This is a genomic window from Pseudomonas sp. GV071 (assembly GCF_003050835.1).
GTDB lineage: Bacteria > Pseudomonadota > Gammaproteobacteria > Pseudomonadales > Pseudomonadaceae > Aquipseudomonas.
Genome location: NZ_QAOJ01000007.1, coordinates 36,697 through 54,249, shown reverse-complemented (window position 1 = coordinate 54,249; position 17,553 = coordinate 36,697). Strand labels below are relative to the sequence as shown.

The 17,553-nt window shown below is 62.4% G+C and carries 17 protein-coding genes; 6 read left to right on the top strand and 11 right to left on the bottom strand.

The genetic code is table 11. The features are described 5' to 3' along the window. Positions 1-5: 5 nt before the first annotated feature. Positions 6-425, top strand: coding sequence for a hypothetical protein (locus C8K61_RS14650; RefSeq protein ID WP_108097007.1), 420 nt, complete (start codon positions 6-8; stop codon positions 423-425). A gap of 171 nt (positions 426-596) precedes the next feature. On the opposite strand, the gene nhaA is transcribed toward C8K61_RS14650, so the two are convergent. Further along, positions 597-1,772, bottom strand: a complete 1,176-nt coding sequence (gene nhaA / locus C8K61_RS14645) for a Na+/H+ antiporter NhaA (RefSeq protein WP_108097006.1) — start codon at positions 1,770-1,772, stop codon at positions 597-599. Positions 1,773-1,893: 121 nt separating this feature from the next. Here nhaA and C8K61_RS14640 point away from each other — a divergent pair, with 121 nt between their 5' ends. From C8K61_RS14640 to C8K61_RS14630, 3 genes are read left to right on the top strand one after another with little or no spacing between them, the layout of a single operon-like run. Beyond that, a complete protein-coding gene (locus C8K61_RS14640) occupies positions 1,894-2,808 on the top strand; it encodes a DMT family transporter (RefSeq protein WP_256589440.1) in 915 nt (304 codons plus the stop codon). Between the two features lie 10 nt (positions 2,809-2,818). Continuing rightward, a complete protein-coding gene (locus tag C8K61_RS14635; protein WP_108097004.1) occupies positions 2,819-3,925 on the top strand; it encodes a PLP-dependent cysteine synthase family protein in 1,107 nt (368 codons plus the stop codon). Positions 3,926-3,928: 3 nt separating this feature from the next. Further along, a complete protein-coding gene (locus tag C8K61_RS14630) occupies positions 3,929-4,447 on the top strand; it encodes a GNAT family N-acetyltransferase (protein ID WP_108097003.1) in 519 nt (172 codons plus the stop codon). A gap of 102 nt (positions 4,448-4,549) precedes the next feature. On the opposite strand, the gene C8K61_RS14625 is transcribed toward C8K61_RS14630, so the two are convergent. Then, positions 4,550-5,299, bottom strand: coding sequence for a 3-oxoacyl-ACP reductase family protein (locus C8K61_RS14625; RefSeq protein ID WP_108097002.1), 750 nt, complete (start codon positions 5,297-5,299; stop codon positions 4,550-4,552). A gap of 139 nt (positions 5,300-5,438) precedes the next feature. On the opposite strand from C8K61_RS14625, the gene C8K61_RS14620 reads away from it, so the two are divergent. Further along, positions 5,439-6,377: a LysR family transcriptional regulator gene (locus C8K61_RS14620; protein ID WP_108097001.1), complete on the top strand. Its 939-nt coding sequence runs from the start codon at positions 5,439-5,441 to the stop codon at positions 6,375-6,377. An 84-nt stretch (positions 6,378-6,461) separates the two neighbouring features. Here the strand turns inward: C8K61_RS14620 and C8K61_RS14615 are convergent, their stop codons facing one another. From C8K61_RS14615 to C8K61_RS14580, 8 genes are all read right to left on the bottom strand, one after another. After that, a complete protein-coding gene (locus tag C8K61_RS14615) occupies positions 6,462-8,687 on the bottom strand; it encodes a TonB-dependent siderophore receptor (RefSeq protein ID WP_108097000.1) in 2,226 nt (741 codons plus the stop codon). Positions 8,688-8,941: 254 nt separating this feature from the next. After that, positions 8,942-10,558, bottom strand: coding sequence for an NAD(P)/FAD-dependent oxidoreductase (locus C8K61_RS14610; protein WP_108096999.1), 1,617 nt, complete (start codon positions 10,556-10,558; stop codon positions 8,942-8,944). 306 nt (positions 10,559-10,864) lie between these two features. Continuing rightward, positions 10,865-11,278, bottom strand: a complete 414-nt coding sequence (locus C8K61_RS14605; RefSeq protein ID WP_158272513.1) for a DUF4124 domain-containing protein — start codon at positions 11,276-11,278, stop codon at positions 10,865-10,867. Between the two features lie 89 nt (positions 11,279-11,367). Continuing rightward, the gene (locus C8K61_RS14600; protein ID WP_256589439.1) at positions 11,368-11,967 is read right to left on the bottom strand and encodes a LysE family translocator; all 600 of its coding nucleotides are present in this window, start codon (positions 11,965-11,967) and stop codon (positions 11,368-11,370) included. Positions 11,968-12,019: 52 nt separating this feature from the next. Beyond that, complete coding sequence (locus C8K61_RS14595) at positions 12,020-12,856, bottom strand: AraC family transcriptional regulator (RefSeq protein ID WP_108096996.1); 837 nt, start codon at positions 12,854-12,856, stop codon at positions 12,020-12,022. A gap of 143 nt (positions 12,857-12,999) precedes the next feature. After that, a complete protein-coding gene (locus C8K61_RS14590; RefSeq protein ID WP_108096995.1) occupies positions 13,000-13,683 on the bottom strand; it encodes a tyrosine-protein phosphatase in 684 nt (227 codons plus the stop codon). A gap of 93 nt (positions 13,684-13,776) precedes the next feature. Continuing rightward, positions 13,777-14,448 carry a COG3650 family protein gene (locus C8K61_RS14585; RefSeq protein ID WP_108096994.1) on the bottom strand — a complete coding sequence of 224 codons (672 nt, stop codon included), beginning with the start codon at positions 14,446-14,448 and terminating at the stop codon, positions 13,777-13,779. 148 nt (positions 14,449-14,596) lie between these two features. Beyond that, positions 14,597-15,196: a short chain dehydrogenase gene (locus tag C8K61_RS14580; RefSeq protein WP_108096993.1), complete on the bottom strand. Its 600-nt coding sequence runs from the start codon at positions 15,194-15,196 to the stop codon at positions 14,597-14,599. Positions 15,197-15,321: 125 nt separating this feature from the next. Here C8K61_RS14580 and C8K61_RS14575 point away from each other — a divergent pair, with 125 nt between their 5' ends. Next, positions 15,322-16,242, top strand: a complete 921-nt coding sequence (locus C8K61_RS14575; RefSeq protein ID WP_108096992.1) for a LysR family transcriptional regulator — start codon at positions 15,322-15,324, stop codon at positions 16,240-16,242. Between the two features lie 53 nt (positions 16,243-16,295). On the opposite strand, the gene C8K61_RS14570 is transcribed toward C8K61_RS14575, so the two are convergent. After that, entirely contained in the window at positions 16,296-17,513 is a 1,218-nt protein-coding gene (locus C8K61_RS14570) for an SAM-dependent methyltransferase (protein WP_108096991.1), read from the bottom strand. Between the last annotated feature and the right edge of the window lie 40 nt (positions 17,514-17,553).

The following is a 17,553-nucleotide window of genomic DNA, read 5'->3' as shown; positions in this document are numbered from 1 at the left end:
CTCAGATGGGTGTGAACACAGCGCGCTGCGCTGCCGCGGTATTGCTCGTGCTGTTAGCCGGCTGTAGCGCGCCACCCATTTCGCCGCAGTCGCAACCACAGCCGTTCCCGCTGCCGCCGAGCACCACCCCGGACACCCCGCAACGCTCCACCCAGCAACCGAAAAGTGCGCCGCTGCCCACCCAGGCACCGGCCACCACGCGGATGAAAGCCCACCCACACTTCGCCCCGCCGCCTGGCGTGAGCAGCTACTGGGATACCCAGTTGGGTGTGTATGTATTGGATAAGGTGCCCAACCTGTATTACCGCGAACGCACCTACTACCGCTGGGACAATGGCTGGAAGTGGGCGACCTACGCCAATGGGCCGTGGACCGCGGTGGACAGCACCGGCCTGCCGCCGGGGTTGAATCGGTTGCATCGATAGTTTTCCCACCCCGATCCCCGGGACACCGTCATCCCAGCGCAGGCTGGGATCCAGAACCTTGCAGTGGATTACCGTCCGCTGATTGATTACCGAACCTGGGTCCCAGCCTGCGCTGGGACGACGCAAGTTGCGCTCCTCTCAGTACTCTCCAAGGAAGCCGCGAACGTCGTATTAGCGCGGCGTCTTGCTCGCTTTGGCCATAATCAAATACCCCAGCAGCGCCGCAAAAAACGAGCCGCTGAGAATGCCGATGCGGTCCATCCCCGCCAGTGGGCTGACCCCCGGCTCAAACGCCAGCGAGCCGACAAACAGGCTCATGGTGAAACCGATGCCGCACAGCACCGCCACGCCCAACACCTGACCCCAGTTCGCCCCCTCTGGCAGCTTGGCGATGCCCAGCACAATCGCCAGCCACGACAGGCCGAACACCCCCACTGTTTTACCCACCAGCAGCCCGCAGGCAATACCCAGCGGCACCGTGTGCAGAAAGCTGTCCAGGCCCAAGCCGGTCAGCGGCACGCCGGCATTGGCGAAGGCGAACAGCGGCAGGATGCCGAAGATCACCCAGGGGTGCAGCGTGTGTTCCAGCGCGCGAGCCGGGGAGGGCACGCCCTCGCGGGTGCGCAGGGGAATGGTGAAGGCCAGGGTTACCCCAGCCAACGTGGCATGCACGCCGCTTTTAAGTACACACACCCAGAGGATCAGGCCGACCACCATGTACGGGCTGAGCTTTTGCACGCCGGCACGATTGAGGCCGATCAGCACCGCGATACACACGGCAGCCAGCAGCAATGAGCGCGTAGAGAGGTCGGCGGAATAGAACAGGGCGATGACAATGATGGCCCCCAGGTCATCGATGATCGCCAGGGTCAGCAGAAACAGCTTGAGCGTCAGCGGCACCCGCGCGCCCAGCAGTGCCAGTACGCCGAGGGCGAAGGCGATGTCGGTGGCCATCGGAATCGCCCAACCGCCCAGGGCCTCGGGGTGGTTGCGGTTGATTGCCCAGTACACCAGCGCCGGTACCAGCATGCCGCCGATGGCGGCCATACCCGGCAAGACGATCTGTGATGGGTGAGAGAGGTGGCCTTCGAGCACTTCGCGTTTCACCTCCAGGCCGATGGTCAGGAAGAACAGCGCCATCAGCCCGTCATTGATCCACAGCAGCAGCGGTTTGCCGATCTCCAGGGCGCCGACGCGGACCATCACCGGGGTGTCCAGCAAGCCGTTGTAGAGGAACGCCAGCGGCGAGTTGTTGATGATTAGCGCGAGCAGGGCGGCGGCGATCAGCAGCTGCCCGCTGGCCGCTTCCATACGAAAGAAACTGCTCACTACATGGCGAAAAGACAACGGCGCGCTCCCTGGCCGCAAGGCCGGCAAAAACAGTTGCGCAGAGGATAGCTGCTTCACTGTAACTGGGCGGCTGGCAGTGCGGTTTCTATACTGGCGGTCAGAAAATGTGGAGGTGCGCGTGCATCAGCGTGAAGGCCAGGCGCTTGCCTGGGGATGTCTGGTAGTTGCCATGGCCTTGTGGGGAAGCTCGTTCATTGCCTTGAAACTGGCGTTCACTGAACTGCCACCGATGTGGGTGATTTTCGGCCGGATGGCCTTGGGCAGTCTGGTGTTTCTGTTGGCCTGGCGCTGGCGTGGGCGCATCGAGTACCGCGCCGGCGACTGGAAATACCTGCTCGGCCTGGCTGCCTGCGAGCCCTGCCTATACTTCATCTTCGAGGCGCTGGCGCTGCAACGTACCAGCGCCTCGCAAGCCGGCATGATCACCGCCTTGTTGCCGCTGCTGGTGGCGGTCGGCGCCTACCTGACCCTGCGCGAACGCATCACTCGCACCACCCTGGCCGGTTTTCTCCTGGCGGTGGTCGGTGCGGTGTGGCTGAGCCTGGCTGGCGATGCCGATGAGCACGCGCCCGCGCCGCTGTGGGGCAACTTCTTCGAGTTTCTGGCGATGCTCTGCGCCACCGGCTACACCTTGTTGCTCAAGCACCTGTCGAGCCGCTATTCGGCGTTCGCCCTGACTGCGCTGCAGGCGTTTGTCGGTTCGCTGTTTTTCCTGCCGCTGGCGTTGTTCAACGCCGGGCTGCCGGCCGAGATCAGCGCCCAGGGCTGGGGCTCGGTGGTGTACCTGGGCATCGTCGTCACGGTCGGCGCCTATGGCCTGTACAACTTTGGTGTCGGCCGCTTGCCCGCCAGCCAGGCCTCGGGTTTCACCAACTTGATTCCGGTGTTCACCTTGCTGATGGCAGTGCTGTTTCTCGGTGAGCGGTTAAATGCCTGGCAACTGTTGGCGGTCGGGCTGGTCTTTATTGGCGTGGGCCTCAGTCAATGGCGCCGCGACCCCAGCGTGCCAACGCCCGCTGGAATTCTCGATTGAAGGTAGCGTCATGAGTGATTCAACACCGCTGGTTGGCAGAGCCTGGGCCCGCGAGGCCATCCGCATTATCGAAGCGGACTTTCAGCGCAGCGCCGACACCCACCTGATTCCTCTGACACTGCCGGGCCTGCCGGGCATCGAGCTGTACTTCAAGGATGAGTCCAGCCACCCCACCGGTAGCCTCAAGCACCGCCTGGCGCGTTCGCTGTTTCTTTACGCGCTGTGCAACGGCTGGCTGCAACGGGGGGCGCCGGTGATCGAAGCCTCGAGCGGTTCCACGGCCATCTCCGAAGCCTATTTCGCCCGCTTGCTCGGTCTGCCGTTTATTGCGGTGATGCCGGCCACCACCTCGAAAGAGAAGATCGCCCAGATCGAGTTCTATGGCGGCCAGTGCCACCTTGTCAAAGACCCGACGCAGATTTATGCCGAGTCCGAACGCCTGGCGAAAGAGAGCGGCGGCCACTTCATGGACCAGTTCACCTACGCCGAGCGGGCCACCGACTGGCGCGCCAACAACAATATCGCCGAGTCGATCTTCCAGCAGATGCGCTTCGAGCGTTTCCCCGAGCCGAGCTGGCTGGTGTCCAGCCCCGGTACCGGCGGCACCCTGGCGACCCTCGGCCGCTACGTACGTTACCGCCGCCACGCCACCCGGATTCTCTGCGCCGACGCCGAGCGCTCGGTGTTCTTCGACTACTACCGCACGGGCGATGCCAGCCTGCGCCTGGACCACGGTTCAGGCATCGAAGGCATTGGCCGGCCACGGGTAGAAGCGTCGTTTTTGCCGTCGGTGATCGACGCCATGTGCAAGGTGCCGGACGCCTTGTCACTGGCGGCCATGCACTACCTGGCGCAGCGCCTCGACCGGCATGTCGGCGGCTCCAGCGGCACCAACCTGATCGGTGCCTTGCTGGCGGCCCAGCGCATGGTCGCGGCCGGCGAGCGCGGCTCGATTGTCGCCGTGCTCTGCGATGGCGGCGAGCGTTACGCCACCAGCTACTACAACCCTGACTGGCTCAAGGCCCAGGGCTACCAGTTGGATTCCCTGATCGAACAGGTGGCCGCCTGCGCCGAACGTGGCGAGGCGTTGCCTGATCTCCCCACTGCAGGACTCTGAGCGATGAACGATGCCGCGCTGACCTTTCGTTTTGCCCAACCAGGTGATGTCGCCGAGCTCACCCAGCTGTTGCTGGAGCACGGTCCCAACCCTTGGAATTACCTGCCCGAAGACGGCGTGCGTGAGCACTTGAACAGCATTGCCGACGGTGCGGTGGAAGCGGTGCTGGCTGAACAGGATGGGCGGATTGTCGGCTTCGTCAGCTACATCCAGACCTGGCAATTTGCCGACCAGCAACCGGCGGCGCGGCGTGAGGAACCCCAGGGTTATATCTGCGAAGCGGTGGTGCATCGCGATATGGCGGGCAAGGGACTGGGCTCGATCCTGTTGGAAAAGGCCGTCGCCAGCCTCGGCGAGAAAGGGCTGGTCGACATCTACATCGACCGCCACGAAGAAAATGCCGCCTCAGCCGGCATGATGCGCAAAGCCGGCTTCAGCGAGTTGCATACCTACGCTGACCCACAGCGCCGGCCGAACGGGTCGCGGCGTACTACCGTGTGTTATCAGAAAGTCGGTGGTTGATAGCCTGATGAGGTCAATGTGGGAGGGGCTTTAGCCGCGATGCTTTTAAAATCAAAAGCTCGCGGCTAAAGCCCCTCCCACAACAGCCAATCTGCGTATTCGTTACGCCGCAAACCCACCATCAATGGTCAGGTTGGCACCGGTGATGTAGCCGGCTTCCGGGCCTGCCAGGTAGCTGACGAAGCTGGCGATCTCTTCCACTTTGCCGTAACGGGCCAGTGCCATGCCTTGTTTCAGGGTGTCGGCAAACTCGCCGCTGTCCGGGTTCATGTCGGTGTCAACCGGGCCAGGCTGCACGTTGTTGACGGTGATGCCACGGCCGCCCAGGTCGCGGGCCAGGCCTTTGGTGAAGCCGACGATGGCCGATTTGCTCATGGCGTAGATCGAACCACCGGCAAACGGAATGCGCTCCGCGTTGGTGCTGCCGATGGTGATGATGCGGCCGTTGTCACGCAGGTGGCGAGAGGCTTCCTGGCTGGCGATGACCACGCTGCGCACGTTGATCGACAGGGTGCGGTCGATGTCTTCCATGCTCAGTTGTTCGATCGGGGCTACCGCCAGTACGCCGGCGTTGTTGACCAGAATGTCGAGGCCGCCGAAGGTTTCTACCGCTTGGCTGATGGCGCCGCGGATGGCTTGTTCGTTGGCGCTGTCAGCGCGGATGGCGATGGCCTTGCCACCAGCGGCGACGATCTCGGCCACCAGGCCTTCCGATTGTTGTGCGCTCTGGCTGTAGGTGAAGGCCACGGCAGCGCCTTCACGGGCCAGGCGTTTGACGATGGCTGCGCCGATACCGCGGGAGCCGCCTTGGACGAATGCAACTTTGTTAACGAGGGATGCTTGAGTAGTCATGGTGTTCTCCAAAGTAAGTAAGGGGTGATTCGTTAAGTGGGTATGTCGCTTGGTGTTGGGGCTAGTATCCGCAGCTAATTACCCTGCGAATAGCTGGTAATACGGATATGCTTTCGATCCAAACTGTATGGAGTAAGCCATGGACACGCTCAATTGCATCGAATGTTTTATTCGCAGCGCTGAGGCGGGAAGCTTTGCCCAAGCCGCGCGGCGCCTGGGGTTGACCCCCGCGGCCGTGGGCAAGAACGTCGCCCGCCTGGAAGACAGCCTGGACGTGCGGCTGTTCCAGCGTAGTACCCGCAAGCTGAGCCTGACGGAGGCGGGGGAGTATTTTCTGGCTGAAGCAGCGGGCGGCTTGAGCACCTTGCAGCTGGCGATGGGCAACCTGACCACGCTCAAGAGCCAACCGGCCGGCACCTTGAAGGTGAGCATGGGCCTGTCGTTCGGCCGCGAATACATGGTGCCGCTGCTCGGCGAATTCCTGCAGCGCTACCCGCGGGTAGTGCCGGACTGGCATTTCGACAACCGCCCGGTGGACCTGATTGCCGATGGTTTTGATGCAGCGGTGGGCGGCGGTTTTGACTTGCCGCTTGGAGTGGTGGCGCGTGAGCTGGCGCCCGCACACCGGATTCTGCTGGCTTCAAAAAGCTACCTGGAAACCGCCCCGGCACTGCGTTCGCCGGCCGACTTGCCGCAGCACGCCGGCATCCTTATCCGTTCACCGCAGACCGGTCGCGTACGGCCCTGGACGTTGCGCAACCGTGACGGTTTGCTGGCCCCCATCGAGATTCAGCCGCGCATGACCTTGAGCGACCCGGAAGCCGCCTGCGCAGCCGCGCAGATCGGCCTGGGCATCGCCTTGGTCAGCGTCGCCCATGCCTTGCCGTATCTGGAAAAAGGTAGCGTGCAGCGGGTGCTGCCCGATTGGTACGTGGATACCGGCGCGACCACCCTGTACTTCGCTGGGCAGAAACTACTGCCGCAGAAGACCCGGGTGTTTGTCGACTTTGTCGTGGAACGCTTTAAAGCGTTGGGGTTGGAGAAGCGCTTGTCGGCGCTGGTGGGGCCAGCGGCGTGAGCGCCTGATGCTCGACCGTTCGCGGTCGAACCCGCTCTTGCAACTACCCGTCGTTGCGACGGGTAGTTGCGGGCATGGCGGTGCTTACATCGACCACTTGACGCTGAACATGGCGTTGCGAGGCGCGCCGTAGTTCAGGTTGTTGAAGGCGATACCGCTGTAGTACTCCTTGTCGAACAGGTTGTTGATGTTGACGCGAGTGTCGATGTGCTCGCTCACCTTGTACCCAGCCATCAGGCCGACAATGGCGTAGGTTTCCTGCTCCAGACCCTGTTCGCTCTGGGTCGCGCTCTGGCTGACCACGTCGGCACCGACACGGAATTTCTGCAGTTCGCCCGGCAGGTTGTAGACGGTGGCGAGTTTGAACAGATGGCGTGGCTTGGTTTTGTCGAAGTACTCGCCTTCGTTGCTTTCATCTACGTCCTGGCGGAACTTGGTTTCAACGTAGGTGTATGACGCGCTGCCTTGCCAGTTGTCTGTCAGAGCACCGGAGAGTTCGAGGTCCAGGCCCTGGCTACGAATCTTGCCGGACGCACGCTGGCAGTAGTCGTACGAAGTGGGCTGCCACGGGCACGGGTTGGTGCTGCTGGTGTCGTCGGTGCCCACGTTCATCTGATCGATCTGGAACAGCGCCACGTTGGCGTTCAGGCCGCCGTCGAAGTACTCGCCTTTCAGACCGATTTCATAGTTCTCGCCTTCAATCGGCTTCAGCGAACTGCCACTGGCGTCATAGACGTTCTGCGGTTTGAAGATGTCGGTGAAGCTGGCGTAGACCGAGTAGGTGTCGTTGAGGTCGTAGATCACCCCGGCGTAGCGGGTGACATGACGCACTTCCTTGGTGTGGTCGGAACTGGTCACGACGCCGAAGGAGCTGTTCTCGATCTCGCGGTCCCACCAGTCCAGGCGTGCACCGAGGATCACTTTCAGCGGGTCGGCGATGTTCAGGCGAGTAGTTACGTAGGTGCCGATCTGGCTCTCGTCGGTCTTCTGCGCCCAGCCGCTCATGTCGAAGCTCGGTTTGCTGGTATTGGTGTTTTCCCACGCACCCGGAGCGATTGCGCCCAGTGGGCTGCCGTCGGTGTAGGTGAGGCCGCCGGAGCCGCCATGCTCGTCGAAGATCTCTTCGCGGTAGCTGCTACCGACCACCAACTCATGCTCGCGACCGAGCAGTTGGAAAGGGCCGGACGCCGAGAGGTCATAGGCGCTGTGGTCGTCGACGGTGTTGTAAGCGCCGGCGCCGAAGCTGGTGGTGGCGCAGCCGGAGGCGTTGTAATAGCAGTCGTTGTAGGTGCCGAGCATTTGCTCGCGGCCCCACATCTTGTTCATCGCGAACTTCACTTTCCAACCGTTATCCAGGCGGTGCTCGAGGTCGCCGAACAGGGTGGTGACGGTGGTATCCCAGTAGGACCAGTCGGCGCCGTAGTTGGTGCTACGCGACAGTTTCAGGTCTTTGCCGCCCGGTACGTCGGGCAGGCCTACCCAGTTTTCGTTCTTGTTGTCGTTCTGATACGAGGCACCCAAGGTGAGGGTGGTGGCGTCATTCAGATCGGCTTCGGTGATGCCGTAGAACAGGCCGCGCTCTTTGCTCGCGTAGTCCTGGAAGCCCTGCGTGGTCTGGTAAGCGGTGACTGCACGGCCGCGCAGCGAGCCTTGCTCGTTGAGTGGTCCGGACACATCGACTTCGGTGCGGTAGCTGTCCCAGGTGCCGGCGCTGGCGCTGATGCTGGCTTGCGGGGTGGCGGTCGGACGTTTGCGCACCATGTTGATGGCGGCGGACGGGTTACCCGCACCCTGCATCAGGCCGGTGGCGCCGCGGACGATTTCCACGCGGTCGTACATGGCCATGTCAGCGGCCGAGATCACGTCCTGGGTGTAGGTCGAAACGGTGGTGGGCATGCCGTCGTACATGATGTTGTCGACGTCGAAACCACGGGCGCTGTAGTTCTGCCGCGCGGGGCCGTACTGGTTGATGACCAGGCCGGGGGTGAATTTGACCACGTCATTGAGGTCATTCATGCCCTGGTCGTCCATGCGCTGACGGGTGATCACGCTGACCGACTGCGGGGTCTCGCGGATCGACAGCGGCAGCTTGGTGCCGGTGGCCATGGCGCCCGTGGTGTAGGACTTAGTCCCTTCAGTAGTCGCCTCGCCTTTCAGGCCCTTGGCATCGATCGCGGTGGCATCCAGTTCCACGGCGGTGCTCGGTTCAGTGCTGGCAACCGCAGCGGTGTCAGCAGCATGAGCGGCCTGGGCCACCCACAAGCTCAAAGCGATGGCGGTAGCCAGCGGCGAAAGGTGATGACGGTGCATGTGAAGGGTCCTGTGTCCGAATTCCGGCAGAGTTTTTGTGTGGCCTGTCTTTTTGCAGGCAAGCCGAACCCGTCGCTCAATGGCTGAACGTTCAAATTTGATGGGTATGGATGCGGCGGGAGGGAGTGTAAGTAAATGTAAGATGTTAGTAAATGGGAAATCCTGTCATTTGATATGTGTTGGCAAACACGAATGTGACAGGCCAAAAAAAGGCACCCGGTTTTGCCGGGTGCCTTGGGTGTGCGAGGAAGGGCTTACCCTTCGCGAATACCGAGAATATCCCGCGCCACCGCTTCAGCAATGCGAATGCCATCAACCCCGGCGGAGAGAATGCCGCCGGCATACCCGGCGCCTTCACCGGCCGGGAACAGACCGCGCACATTCAAGCTCTGCAGGTCATCGCCACGGGTGATACGCAGCGGCGAGGAGGTGCGGGTTTCGATGCCGGTGAGCACCGCGTCGTGCATGGCGAAACCTTTGATCTGCTTGTCGAACGCTGGCAGCGCTTCGCGGATGGCTTCGATGGCGAAATCTGGCAGAGCGTCGGCCAGGTCAGTCAACTGCAGGCCGGGTTTGTACGACGGCTCGACGCTACCAAGCGCGGTGGTGGCCTTGCCGGCAATAAAGTCGCCTACCAGTTGCCCTGGTGCGTTGTAGTTACGCCCGCCCATCACATAGGCGTGGGACTCCAGGCGCTCCTGCAGCTCAACCCCGGCCAGTGGGCCGCCCGGGTAATCCACTTCCGGGGTAATGCCGACGACGATGCCGGAGTTAGCGTTGCGCTCGTTGCGCGAGTACTGGCTCATGCCGTTGGTGACCACGCGCTCGGCTTCCGAGGTGGCAGCCACCACAGTGCCGCCTGGGCACATGCAGAAGCTGTACACCGAGCGGCCATTCTTGGCGTGGTGCACCAGCTTGTAGTCGGCCGCGCCAATCTTCGGGTGGCCAGCGAATTTGCCCAGGCGCGCCTGGTCGATCAGCGACTGCGGGTGCTCGATACGGAAACCCACCGAGAACGGCTTGGCTTCCATGTACACGTCGCGGCTGTGGAGCATGCGGAAGGTGTCGCGGGCGCTGTGGCCGAGGGCCAGGATCACGTGCCGGCTGGCGATCTGCTCACCGCTGGCGAGGGTTACGCCGGTCAGTTGGCCGTCGTCGATCTGCACGTCGGTAACGCGCTGTTCAAAGCGCACCTCACCGCCCATGGCGATGATCTGCTCGCGCATATCGGCGACCACGCCGGTGAGGCGGAAGGTGCCGATGTGCGGTTTGTTGACGTACAGAATTTCTTCCGGCGCGCCGGCTTTGACGAACTCGTGCAGCACTTTGCGGCCAAGGAATTTCGGGTCTTTGATCTGGCTGTACAGCTTGCCGTCGGAGAAGGTGCCGGCACCGCCTTCACCAAACTGCACGTTGGACTCGGGGTTGAGCACGCTTTTGCGCCACAGGCCCCAGGTGTCTTTGGTGCGCTGGCGGACTTCTTTGCCGCGCTCGAGCACGATCGGCTTGAAGCCCATCTGCGCCAGCAGCAGGGCGGCGAAGATGCCGCATGGGCCGAAGCCGACCACCAGCGGGCGTTCGCCCAGTTGCTCAGGGGCCTGGCCGACAAATTTGTACGAGGTATCCGGGGCGATGCTGATGTGGCGGTCGTCGCTGAATTTATTCAGCAGGGCCGCTTCGTCGCTCACGGTGAAATCGAGGGTGTAGATAAAGCACAGCTCGGCGGATTTTTTCCGCGCGTCGTAGCTGCGCTTGAACGGGGTGAAGTCCAGCAGCTCGTTATCGGCGATGCCCAGGCGTTGAACCAGAGCAGGGCGCAGGGCCTCGTCGGCGTGGTCGATAGGCAGCTTGAATTCGGTGATTCGTAACATGGGGCAATCCAGTATCAGGGCCGGAGGTCACCCGGCAGCTTGGCAAGGCGGCGATTATAGCCGCGAAAGCGCGGATACGATGCCCACGTAGGGCGAATATCCGCTGGGTACCAAGCTGCGCCCGGCGGTGCTGGCGTTGAAGCAATGGTTGCTGGCTGAGGCGCGGGGCTGACTGCGTCGTAACCTTCAGTATTCTGGGTCCCAGCCTCTGCTGGGACGACGGTGAGCGCTCAAATATCTCCGTCATCCCAGCGCAGGCTGGGATCCAGAATCCCAAGGCGAACCCACAAACCGGCAAAAGAAAACCTAGGGGTGAAGCTTGCGCTGCACCTCCGCCTGCTTTTCCCGGTTCTCCCTGCGCCGCAAGTCCTCGTCGTACCTGTCCTTTTTATGTTGCTCGGCGTCTGCGCGCATCTGCTCGCGCTTTTGCTCGCGGCTAGCTGCATCGCTGTCTTCAATCACAGTAATGCCGGTGGCAGTCGGTACCTTGGCGTCGTCATCGTCGCTGGACTGTGCGTCGTCGACGGCAGCGGGCGCGGTGGCTGGAATGTTCAGCACTCCGCTGGGCGGCACGGGTTCGATGATGCGGGTGGTTTGCCCACTGCCTTCCGGGCAGGGAACGGTGGCATAGGTGGTGCTGCCATCGCGGGCAACGCATTTGTACACCTGGGCCTGGGCGCATGCAGGCAAGAGGATCAGGGCGATCACGGCCAGCTTCAAAGTGCTTCCCTCACTTTGTGGTTCGAAGGCGCTCAGGCTACAGGCTCTGTATCCGCGTTGAAACACTGGCAACTGGCCGCCTCAGTGCCTCAGGCGAGCAAGCTTAACCAGGCCGAGGCCAGCAGCAGCACCGCCATCACCTGATTGAAGCGGCGCATGCCGGCATCACTGCGGCAAAAACGGCTGACGCCACGGCCGAGGGCGGCCCACACGCCCAGACAGGGCACCGCGATCAGAAAGAACAGCAGCGCCAACTGCGCCACCCGGCTGGTTTTGTCCGGGGCATGGGCGGCGAATACACCGACCACCGCCAGCGCCATCATCCAGGTTTTCGGGTTGACCACTTGCAGGCCGGCAGCCGCCGCCATGCTCAGGCGTTCACCGGCTTGCGCGCGGGCGTTGTCCAGGCCCACCGCCGGGCTGCGGAAAATCTGCCAGGCCAGGTAACTCAGCCAGGCGATTCCGGCCCAGGCCATCAGTTGCTGCACCTGCGGGTGCTGGCTAAGGGCATCACCAATGCCGAGACCGACCAGCAACACCAGCAGTGCGGCACTGGCGCAGGCGGCCAGCACTAGCGGCAGGGCGGCAGTGAAACCGAAACGTGCGCTGTTGCTCAGCACTAGCAGGTTGGTGGGGCCAGGGGTGATCGAGGCGACCAGGGCGAATAACAGGAAGGGCAGCAAGTCCACGGGGGCGCTCCAGCGAAGGTCAGGAGCCGTCATGGTTGCAGGCGGGTGGCGCTCAGTCTGGATGATTTGTGCAGCGCTTGCGGTAGTCCGCCGGGGTCAGTTGGTAGGCGCGACGGAACCAGCGGCCGAGGTGGCTCTGGTCGGCAAAACCGAGGGCGCTGGCGACCTGCGCCGGGGTTTCGCCACGGGCCAGCAGATGGCGGGCCTTGGCCAGGCGCAGTTGAATCAGGTAGGCGTGTGGGGCCATGCCGAACGCCGCTTTGAAGGCGCGGCTGAGACGGAAGCGGTCGACGCCGCTGACCCGCGCCAGGTCGTCCAGGCCGATGTCGTCGTGCACATGGGCATGCAGGTAATCACGCGCCCGTTGCGCCACCAACGGCAGGCGCGGATCGAGCTGTGAAGTCTGCCGCCAATGCAGGTGTGCGGTCATCTGCGCCAACAGGCCATCGAGGGCGGTCTGGCGGACGATGCGCAGCTCATTGCCATGCAATGCCTGAAACGCCTGCAGGGTGGCCTGAGCCAGAGGTGCATCACCGAGCAGGGTGCTGGCAAAACCCGGTTGGCAGGCCGCCGGTGCCTGTTCGAACAGGGCGTGCAGTTCGCGTTCCAGCCACTGCGGGTCGAGGTACAGCATGGAATAGGTGAAGCCTTCGGCCGAGGGGGCAGTGCCGTCGTGGATCTCGCCAGGCTCGAGCATAAACACCTGGCCGGGGGTGCTGATGTGGCGCTGCTGGCGGCAACTGAACTGCTGCACACCTTGCTCGGTAACGCCTATCAGGTAGCTGTCGTGCCAATGCGGGTCATAGGCATGGCCACGGAAATGCGCACGGATGGTCTCGATGCCGGTATCGGCATCCTGGGCGAGATCAATCCAGTTGCGTGAGGCCATGCTGCAAAACCAGAAAACAGGAGGGTCGGGCTAGTATGCCGGCGGAGGAAAAGGCTGTCTGGAAGTTTTGTGCACCCCTCACCCCCAGCCCCTCGCCGCTCTGGGGAGAGGGCTAGGGTGAGGGGCAGCAGCCAGCGGGAGTTTCAAGGATGGGAAGTAGAGACCATGGTATTCAGCCATGGCCGCAGGTAGCAGGTGGAGATCACCTTGGTGTCGCATTTTCCGTTGGTCAGCGCCTCGCGCAACTTGCCGATATCGGCCCGCTCCACGTAACGCCGGGCATCTTCCATGTCGTCGGCCTGGCCATAGCCGCCATTGAGCATTTCGCTCAGGGCTTCCTGTTTGCTCCAGCCCTGGATCACGGTGCGGAACATCGCTGCCATCAGCCCGGTGCGGTCGCTGCCGTGTTTGCAGTGCATCAGTACCGGGCCGCGGGTTTCGGCCAGTTGCAGGGTGTTGAGCACGCGCAGCACATCGGCATCGTCGACGCGGTCGGCATGCAGAGGAATGCTGATCAGGTTGATGTCACTGTTGCCTAGCCACTGCTGGTCATCGTCCTTGATAAAGGTCACCACCGTGCGCACTTGTAGTTGCTTGAGCACCGCCAGGTTCTGCGGCTGCGGCAGGGCGCTGCGGTACAGAGTCGGGGACATTTCGAACAGCTTGAACGAGCTGTCCACCGGTCGCGCCCAGGTCTCGGCTTGCGGGCCGCTAAGCAGAGGGATTGGCGTGCCAGCGGCACGCAGGTGATGCGCTAACAGGCCAGCGCTGCCCAGCAAGGCGATGGCAACCGCAACGGACAACAGCAGACGACGTGACGTGCGCATGGAAACTCCCCGAATAAGGGAGCCCATGCTAGGAATCAGCGAGTGAAACGCTGATCAAATCGATGTGAAAAAAGAGTGAAGAAACGGCGCTGCTCAGTTGTTACGCGAACCGCCGAAGTAGCCACAACCGCGCTCCACTTTGCCGTTGCTGCGCAGCTCTGCGGACAGAAATGACACCGCCCCGCTGGCACTGTCGACACAGCGTTGCGGCGCGATCCACAGTTCCAGGCGCAGGCCGTTGGCTTCGCTGGTGAGGTTGAAACGGCCGTCCGGCAACTGCTCTTCCAAGTAGGGCAGGGCCAGCGGTTCCTGGTTCGGGCGTTCGAGCACCAGGCCTTTGGCGTTGACGCTGACACTCCAGTCCGGCTCGTGGCCGCTGGCGCGCAGCATCTGGCGTTTGAAGTTGGGGTCGTCGCAGCCGTGGCCTTCGCGTTGCACGCGGTACAGGCGGGTGAGGTTCAACTGGCCGTCGTTGCCGGAGGTTTTGCTGGCGTCGAGGTTGCCGCTGACATCGGCGAACAGGGTGGCGTCTTTGGTGTCCAGCAGCGATGCCGACTCTTGCAGCAGGCCGGTGTTGCCACTGTCATTGATCAGAAAGTGGCGTTGTTCCAGGCACGGGCGCAGCAGCAACTTGCCGCCGCTGACGCTCAATTCACCCTGCATGCGAGTGCCGGTCGGGACCGGGGCTTCCTCCGGGCCGTAGGACATTGTGCAACTGGCGAAAATCGGCAACAGGGCAAACAGCAAAGGGCGTACAGCGCGCATCGGGTGGGTCTCCTGGCAAGTGCGGCCACGTTACCCACGGGTTGCTACTCACACAAGAGCGAAGAGCAAAATCAACAGCTCGCGGCTAAAGCCCCTCCCACAAGGGCACGCAGTCTCCTGTGGGAGGGGCTTTAGCCGCGATGCTCTTTTATCCGACGGTATAAATCTGCCCGGTCTGCTTACCTTCCACGCTCTTGGCATACGCCAGCGCCACGTCTACCGCCGGCACCGGTTTGAAGCCGCGGAAAAACGGACCATAGCTGTCCATGGCTTCCACCAGCACGGTCGGGCTGATGATGTTCACCCGCAGGCCGCGCGGCAGTTCGATGGCGGCGGCTTTGACGAAGCTGTTGAGCGCACCGTTGACCATGCTCGCCGAGGCGCCGGCAACGATCGGGTCGTCGCTGAGTACGCCGGAGGTGAAGGTGAAGGAGCCGCCGTCGTTGATGAACTCGCGGCCGATCAGTAGCAAGTTGACCTGGCCCATCAGCTTGTCATTCAGGCCTACAGCGAATTGCTCGGCCTGCATTTCCGCCAGGGCGCCGAAATGCACCGAGCCGGTGGCGGCTACCAGCGCATCGAAGGGGCCGATCTCCTGGAACAGTTTGCGGATCGAGGCGGTCTCGCGGATGTCCACCTGGTAATCGCCGCTGCTGCGGCCGACGCGGATCACTTCGTGGCGCTCGCTCAGTTCACGTGCTACCGCTTGGCCAATGGTGCCGCTGGCACCGACAAGGATGATTTTCATGGCACTGCTCCTCAGAGAAGGAAAAAGACGTGGGGGTTGTGAGTGGCTTGCAGTGTAGGTCGGCGGTTTGTAGGCGATAATCCGGCTAATTGGAAACCTTTGGTTCTCGCTGGGAAACAATCGACATGAGCGAAATGGATGACCTGGCCGCCTTTGCCACCTTGGTGGAGGCCGGCAGTTTTACCCAGGCCGCTGAGCGTCTGGGCTGCAGCAAGGGGCAATTGTCCAAGCGTATCGGCTTGCTGGAGCAGGGCCTGGGTATCAGTCTGCTGTACCGCACCACGCGCAAGCTGTCGCTGACTGCTGCCGGCGCGGCGTTATTGCCGGAAGCCCAGGCGCTGGTCGCGCAAGCCACCCGCGCCCGGCAAACCCTGGCGCGCTTACAGGAGGAGGCAACGGGAGCGGTGCGGATCACCGCGCCGGTGTCCCTGGGCGATACCTTTTTCGATGCGCTGCAACTGCAATTTGCCCAGGCCTATCCGCAGATCCGTATCGAACTGGAATTGAGCAACACCTACCGCGATCTGGTCGCCGATGGGTTCGACCTGGCGATTCGCAGTGGCGAGCAAACCGATGACCGTCTGGTGGCCCGGCCGCTGTTGTCGATGCAGGAACTGACCTGCGCCAGCCCGGCCTACCTGGCCGCCCATGGTGAGGTGCAAACGCCGCAGCAGTTGAGCGAGCAGGTGTGTCTGCTCAACAGCCACTACAGCGGCGCGGAAGAATGGCTGTACCACCGCCAGCATGAGCTGACGCGGGTGCGCGTGAATGGCCCGTTTGCCAGCAACCATTACAGCCTGTTGAAGAAGGCATGCCTGGGTGGCGCAGGGATTGCGCGCCTGCCGTCTTACCTGGTGCATCAGGAGCTGTTGGACGGCAGCCTGGTGTGGCTACTGCGCGACTACCAAACCCGCATCAGCCCGGTGTTTCTGGTGCACGCTTACCAGCATGGGCTGCCCAAACGCACCCAGGTGTTGGCGGATTATCTATTGGCATGGTTCGAACAGCGGCGGCAGGAGTTGGATGTGTTGACGGCGGTGCGCTAGCGGGGAGTTTCGTTTGCAGGGATCGCGGCTTAAGCCGCGACGTTTTTGACCTTCTACAAACGCTGATCGGCTTTGAGCAGGGTTTCCAGACACTGCTCCTGAATCCCGTAAAACGTTTTGATGCCTTGGATCTTTTCCATCATCTCGGCTGGGTCGACCGGAGCGGGGCGTTTCACCGCGAGGATCATTTTGTTTTTGTTGGTGTGTTCCAGCGAGACAAATTCGAACACCTTGGTTTCATACCCGCAGGCTTCCAGCAGCAGCGCGCGCAGGCTGTCGGTGACCATCTCGGCTTCCTGGCCCAGGTGCACGCCGTACTGCAGCATCGGCCGCAGCATGCTCGGGCTGCTCATCTGCGGGCGGATCTGTTTGTGGCAGCAGGGCGAGCACATGATGATCGCGGCGTCGCTGCGAATGCCCAGGTGAATGGCGTAGTCGGTGGCCACATCGCAGGCGTGCAGGGCGATCATGATGTCGATGGCTTTGGGTGCGTAGGTGCGCACGTCGCCATGCTCGAAGCTCAGCCCCGGTTGTTCCAGACGTGAAGCGGCGTCATTGCCCAGGCGCACCATGTCTTCGCGCAATTCAACGCCGGTGACCTTGCCCTGGCGGCCGAGGCTGTTGCGCAGGTAGTCGTGCATGGCGAAGGTCAGATAGCCCTTGCCGGAACCGAAGTCGACCGCGTGAATGGTCTCGTCTGCGGCACGCTGCTGCAGCGGCGAGCTGGCCAGGGCATGGGAAAACACCTCGACGAACTTGTTGATCTGCTTCCACTTGCGCGCCATCGCCGGCACCAGCTCGTGCTTGGCAGTGGTCACGCCGAGGTCGGTGAGGAACGGCCGAGTGAGTTCGAGAAAACGTTTTTTCTCGCGGTCATGGCCGCTGCTGGTGCCTTCGCGCTCAACCGCTTTGCCAATGAACAGACGGCTTTTGTTCTTCTTGCCGAAGGTCAGTTGCACATCATCGGTCAGCGACAGCAGGTGGGCATTTTTGAACGAGGCCGGCAGCAGTTCGGCGAGCAGCGCCAGCGCTTCAGCCGGCGCGTGGTTCTTGGTGATGTCGCGAGTCTTGTAGGTGTAGACGAACGACAGACAGGCCTGGCCGCGTACCGTCACCGGGCGAATCGTCACGCGTTGCAGCTCGGTTTCCTCGCCCTGGTATTTGCTCAGCAGCACTTTGACCAAGGTGTTCTGCACCAGGCTTTTTTCCACCAGAGCGAAAAACTCGCTGAGGTCATCGCTGGCGGTGGCGGAGGAAACTTCAACTGACATGGACGGGCCCGATCATCACTGGCTGGCAAGGGGCGGTAAT

What these genes read in the sequence shown, in the direction of transcription:
- C8K61_RS14575 (WP_108096992.1), top strand. Translation starts at nt 15,322, where the DNA reads ATGAGCGAAATGGATGACCTGGCCGCCTTTGCCACCTTGGTGGAGGCC.
- C8K61_RS14620 (WP_108097001.1), top strand. Translation starts at nt 5,439, where the DNA reads ATGGACACGCTCAATTGCATCGAATGTTTTATTCGCAGCGCTGAGGCG.
- C8K61_RS14580 (WP_108096993.1), bottom strand. Translation starts at nt 15,196, where the DNA reads ATGAAAATCATCCTTGTCGGTGCCAGCGGCACCATTGGCCAAGCGGTA.
- C8K61_RS14590 (WP_108096995.1), bottom strand. Translation starts at nt 13,683, where the DNA reads ATGCGCACGTCACGTCGTCTGCTGTTGTCCGTTGCGGTTGCCATCGCC.
- C8K61_RS14650 (WP_108097007.1), top strand. Translation starts at nt 6, where the DNA reads ATGGGTGTGAACACAGCGCGCTGCGCTGCCGCGGTATTGCTCGTGCTG.
- C8K61_RS14630 (WP_108097003.1), top strand. Translation starts at nt 3,929, where the DNA reads ATGAACGATGCCGCGCTGACCTTTCGTTTTGCCCAACCAGGTGATGTC.
- C8K61_RS14625 (WP_108097002.1), bottom strand. Translation starts at nt 5,299, where the DNA reads ATGACTACTCAAGCATCCCTCGTTAACAAAGTTGCATTCGTCCAAGGC.
- C8K61_RS14585 (WP_108096994.1), bottom strand. Translation starts at nt 14,448, where the DNA reads ATGCGCGCTGTACGCCCTTTGCTGTTTGCCCTGTTGCCGATTTTCGCC.
- C8K61_RS14570 (WP_108096991.1), bottom strand. Translation starts at nt 17,513, where the DNA reads ATGTCAGTTGAAGTTTCCTCCGCCACCGCCAGCGATGACCTCAGCGAG.
- C8K61_RS14635 (WP_108097004.1), top strand. Translation starts at nt 2,819, where the DNA reads ATGAGTGATTCAACACCGCTGGTTGGCAGAGCCTGGGCCCGCGAGGCC.
- C8K61_RS14615 (WP_108097000.1), bottom strand. Translation starts at nt 8,687, where the DNA reads ATGCACCGTCATCACCTTTCGCCGCTGGCTACCGCCATCGCTTTGAGC.
- C8K61_RS14595 (WP_108096996.1), bottom strand. Translation starts at nt 12,856, where the DNA reads ATGGCCTCACGCAACTGGATTGATCTCGCCCAGGATGCCGATACCGGC.
- C8K61_RS14610 (WP_108096999.1), bottom strand. Translation starts at nt 10,558, where the DNA reads ATGTTACGAATCACCGAATTCAAGCTGCCTATCGACCACGCCGACGAG.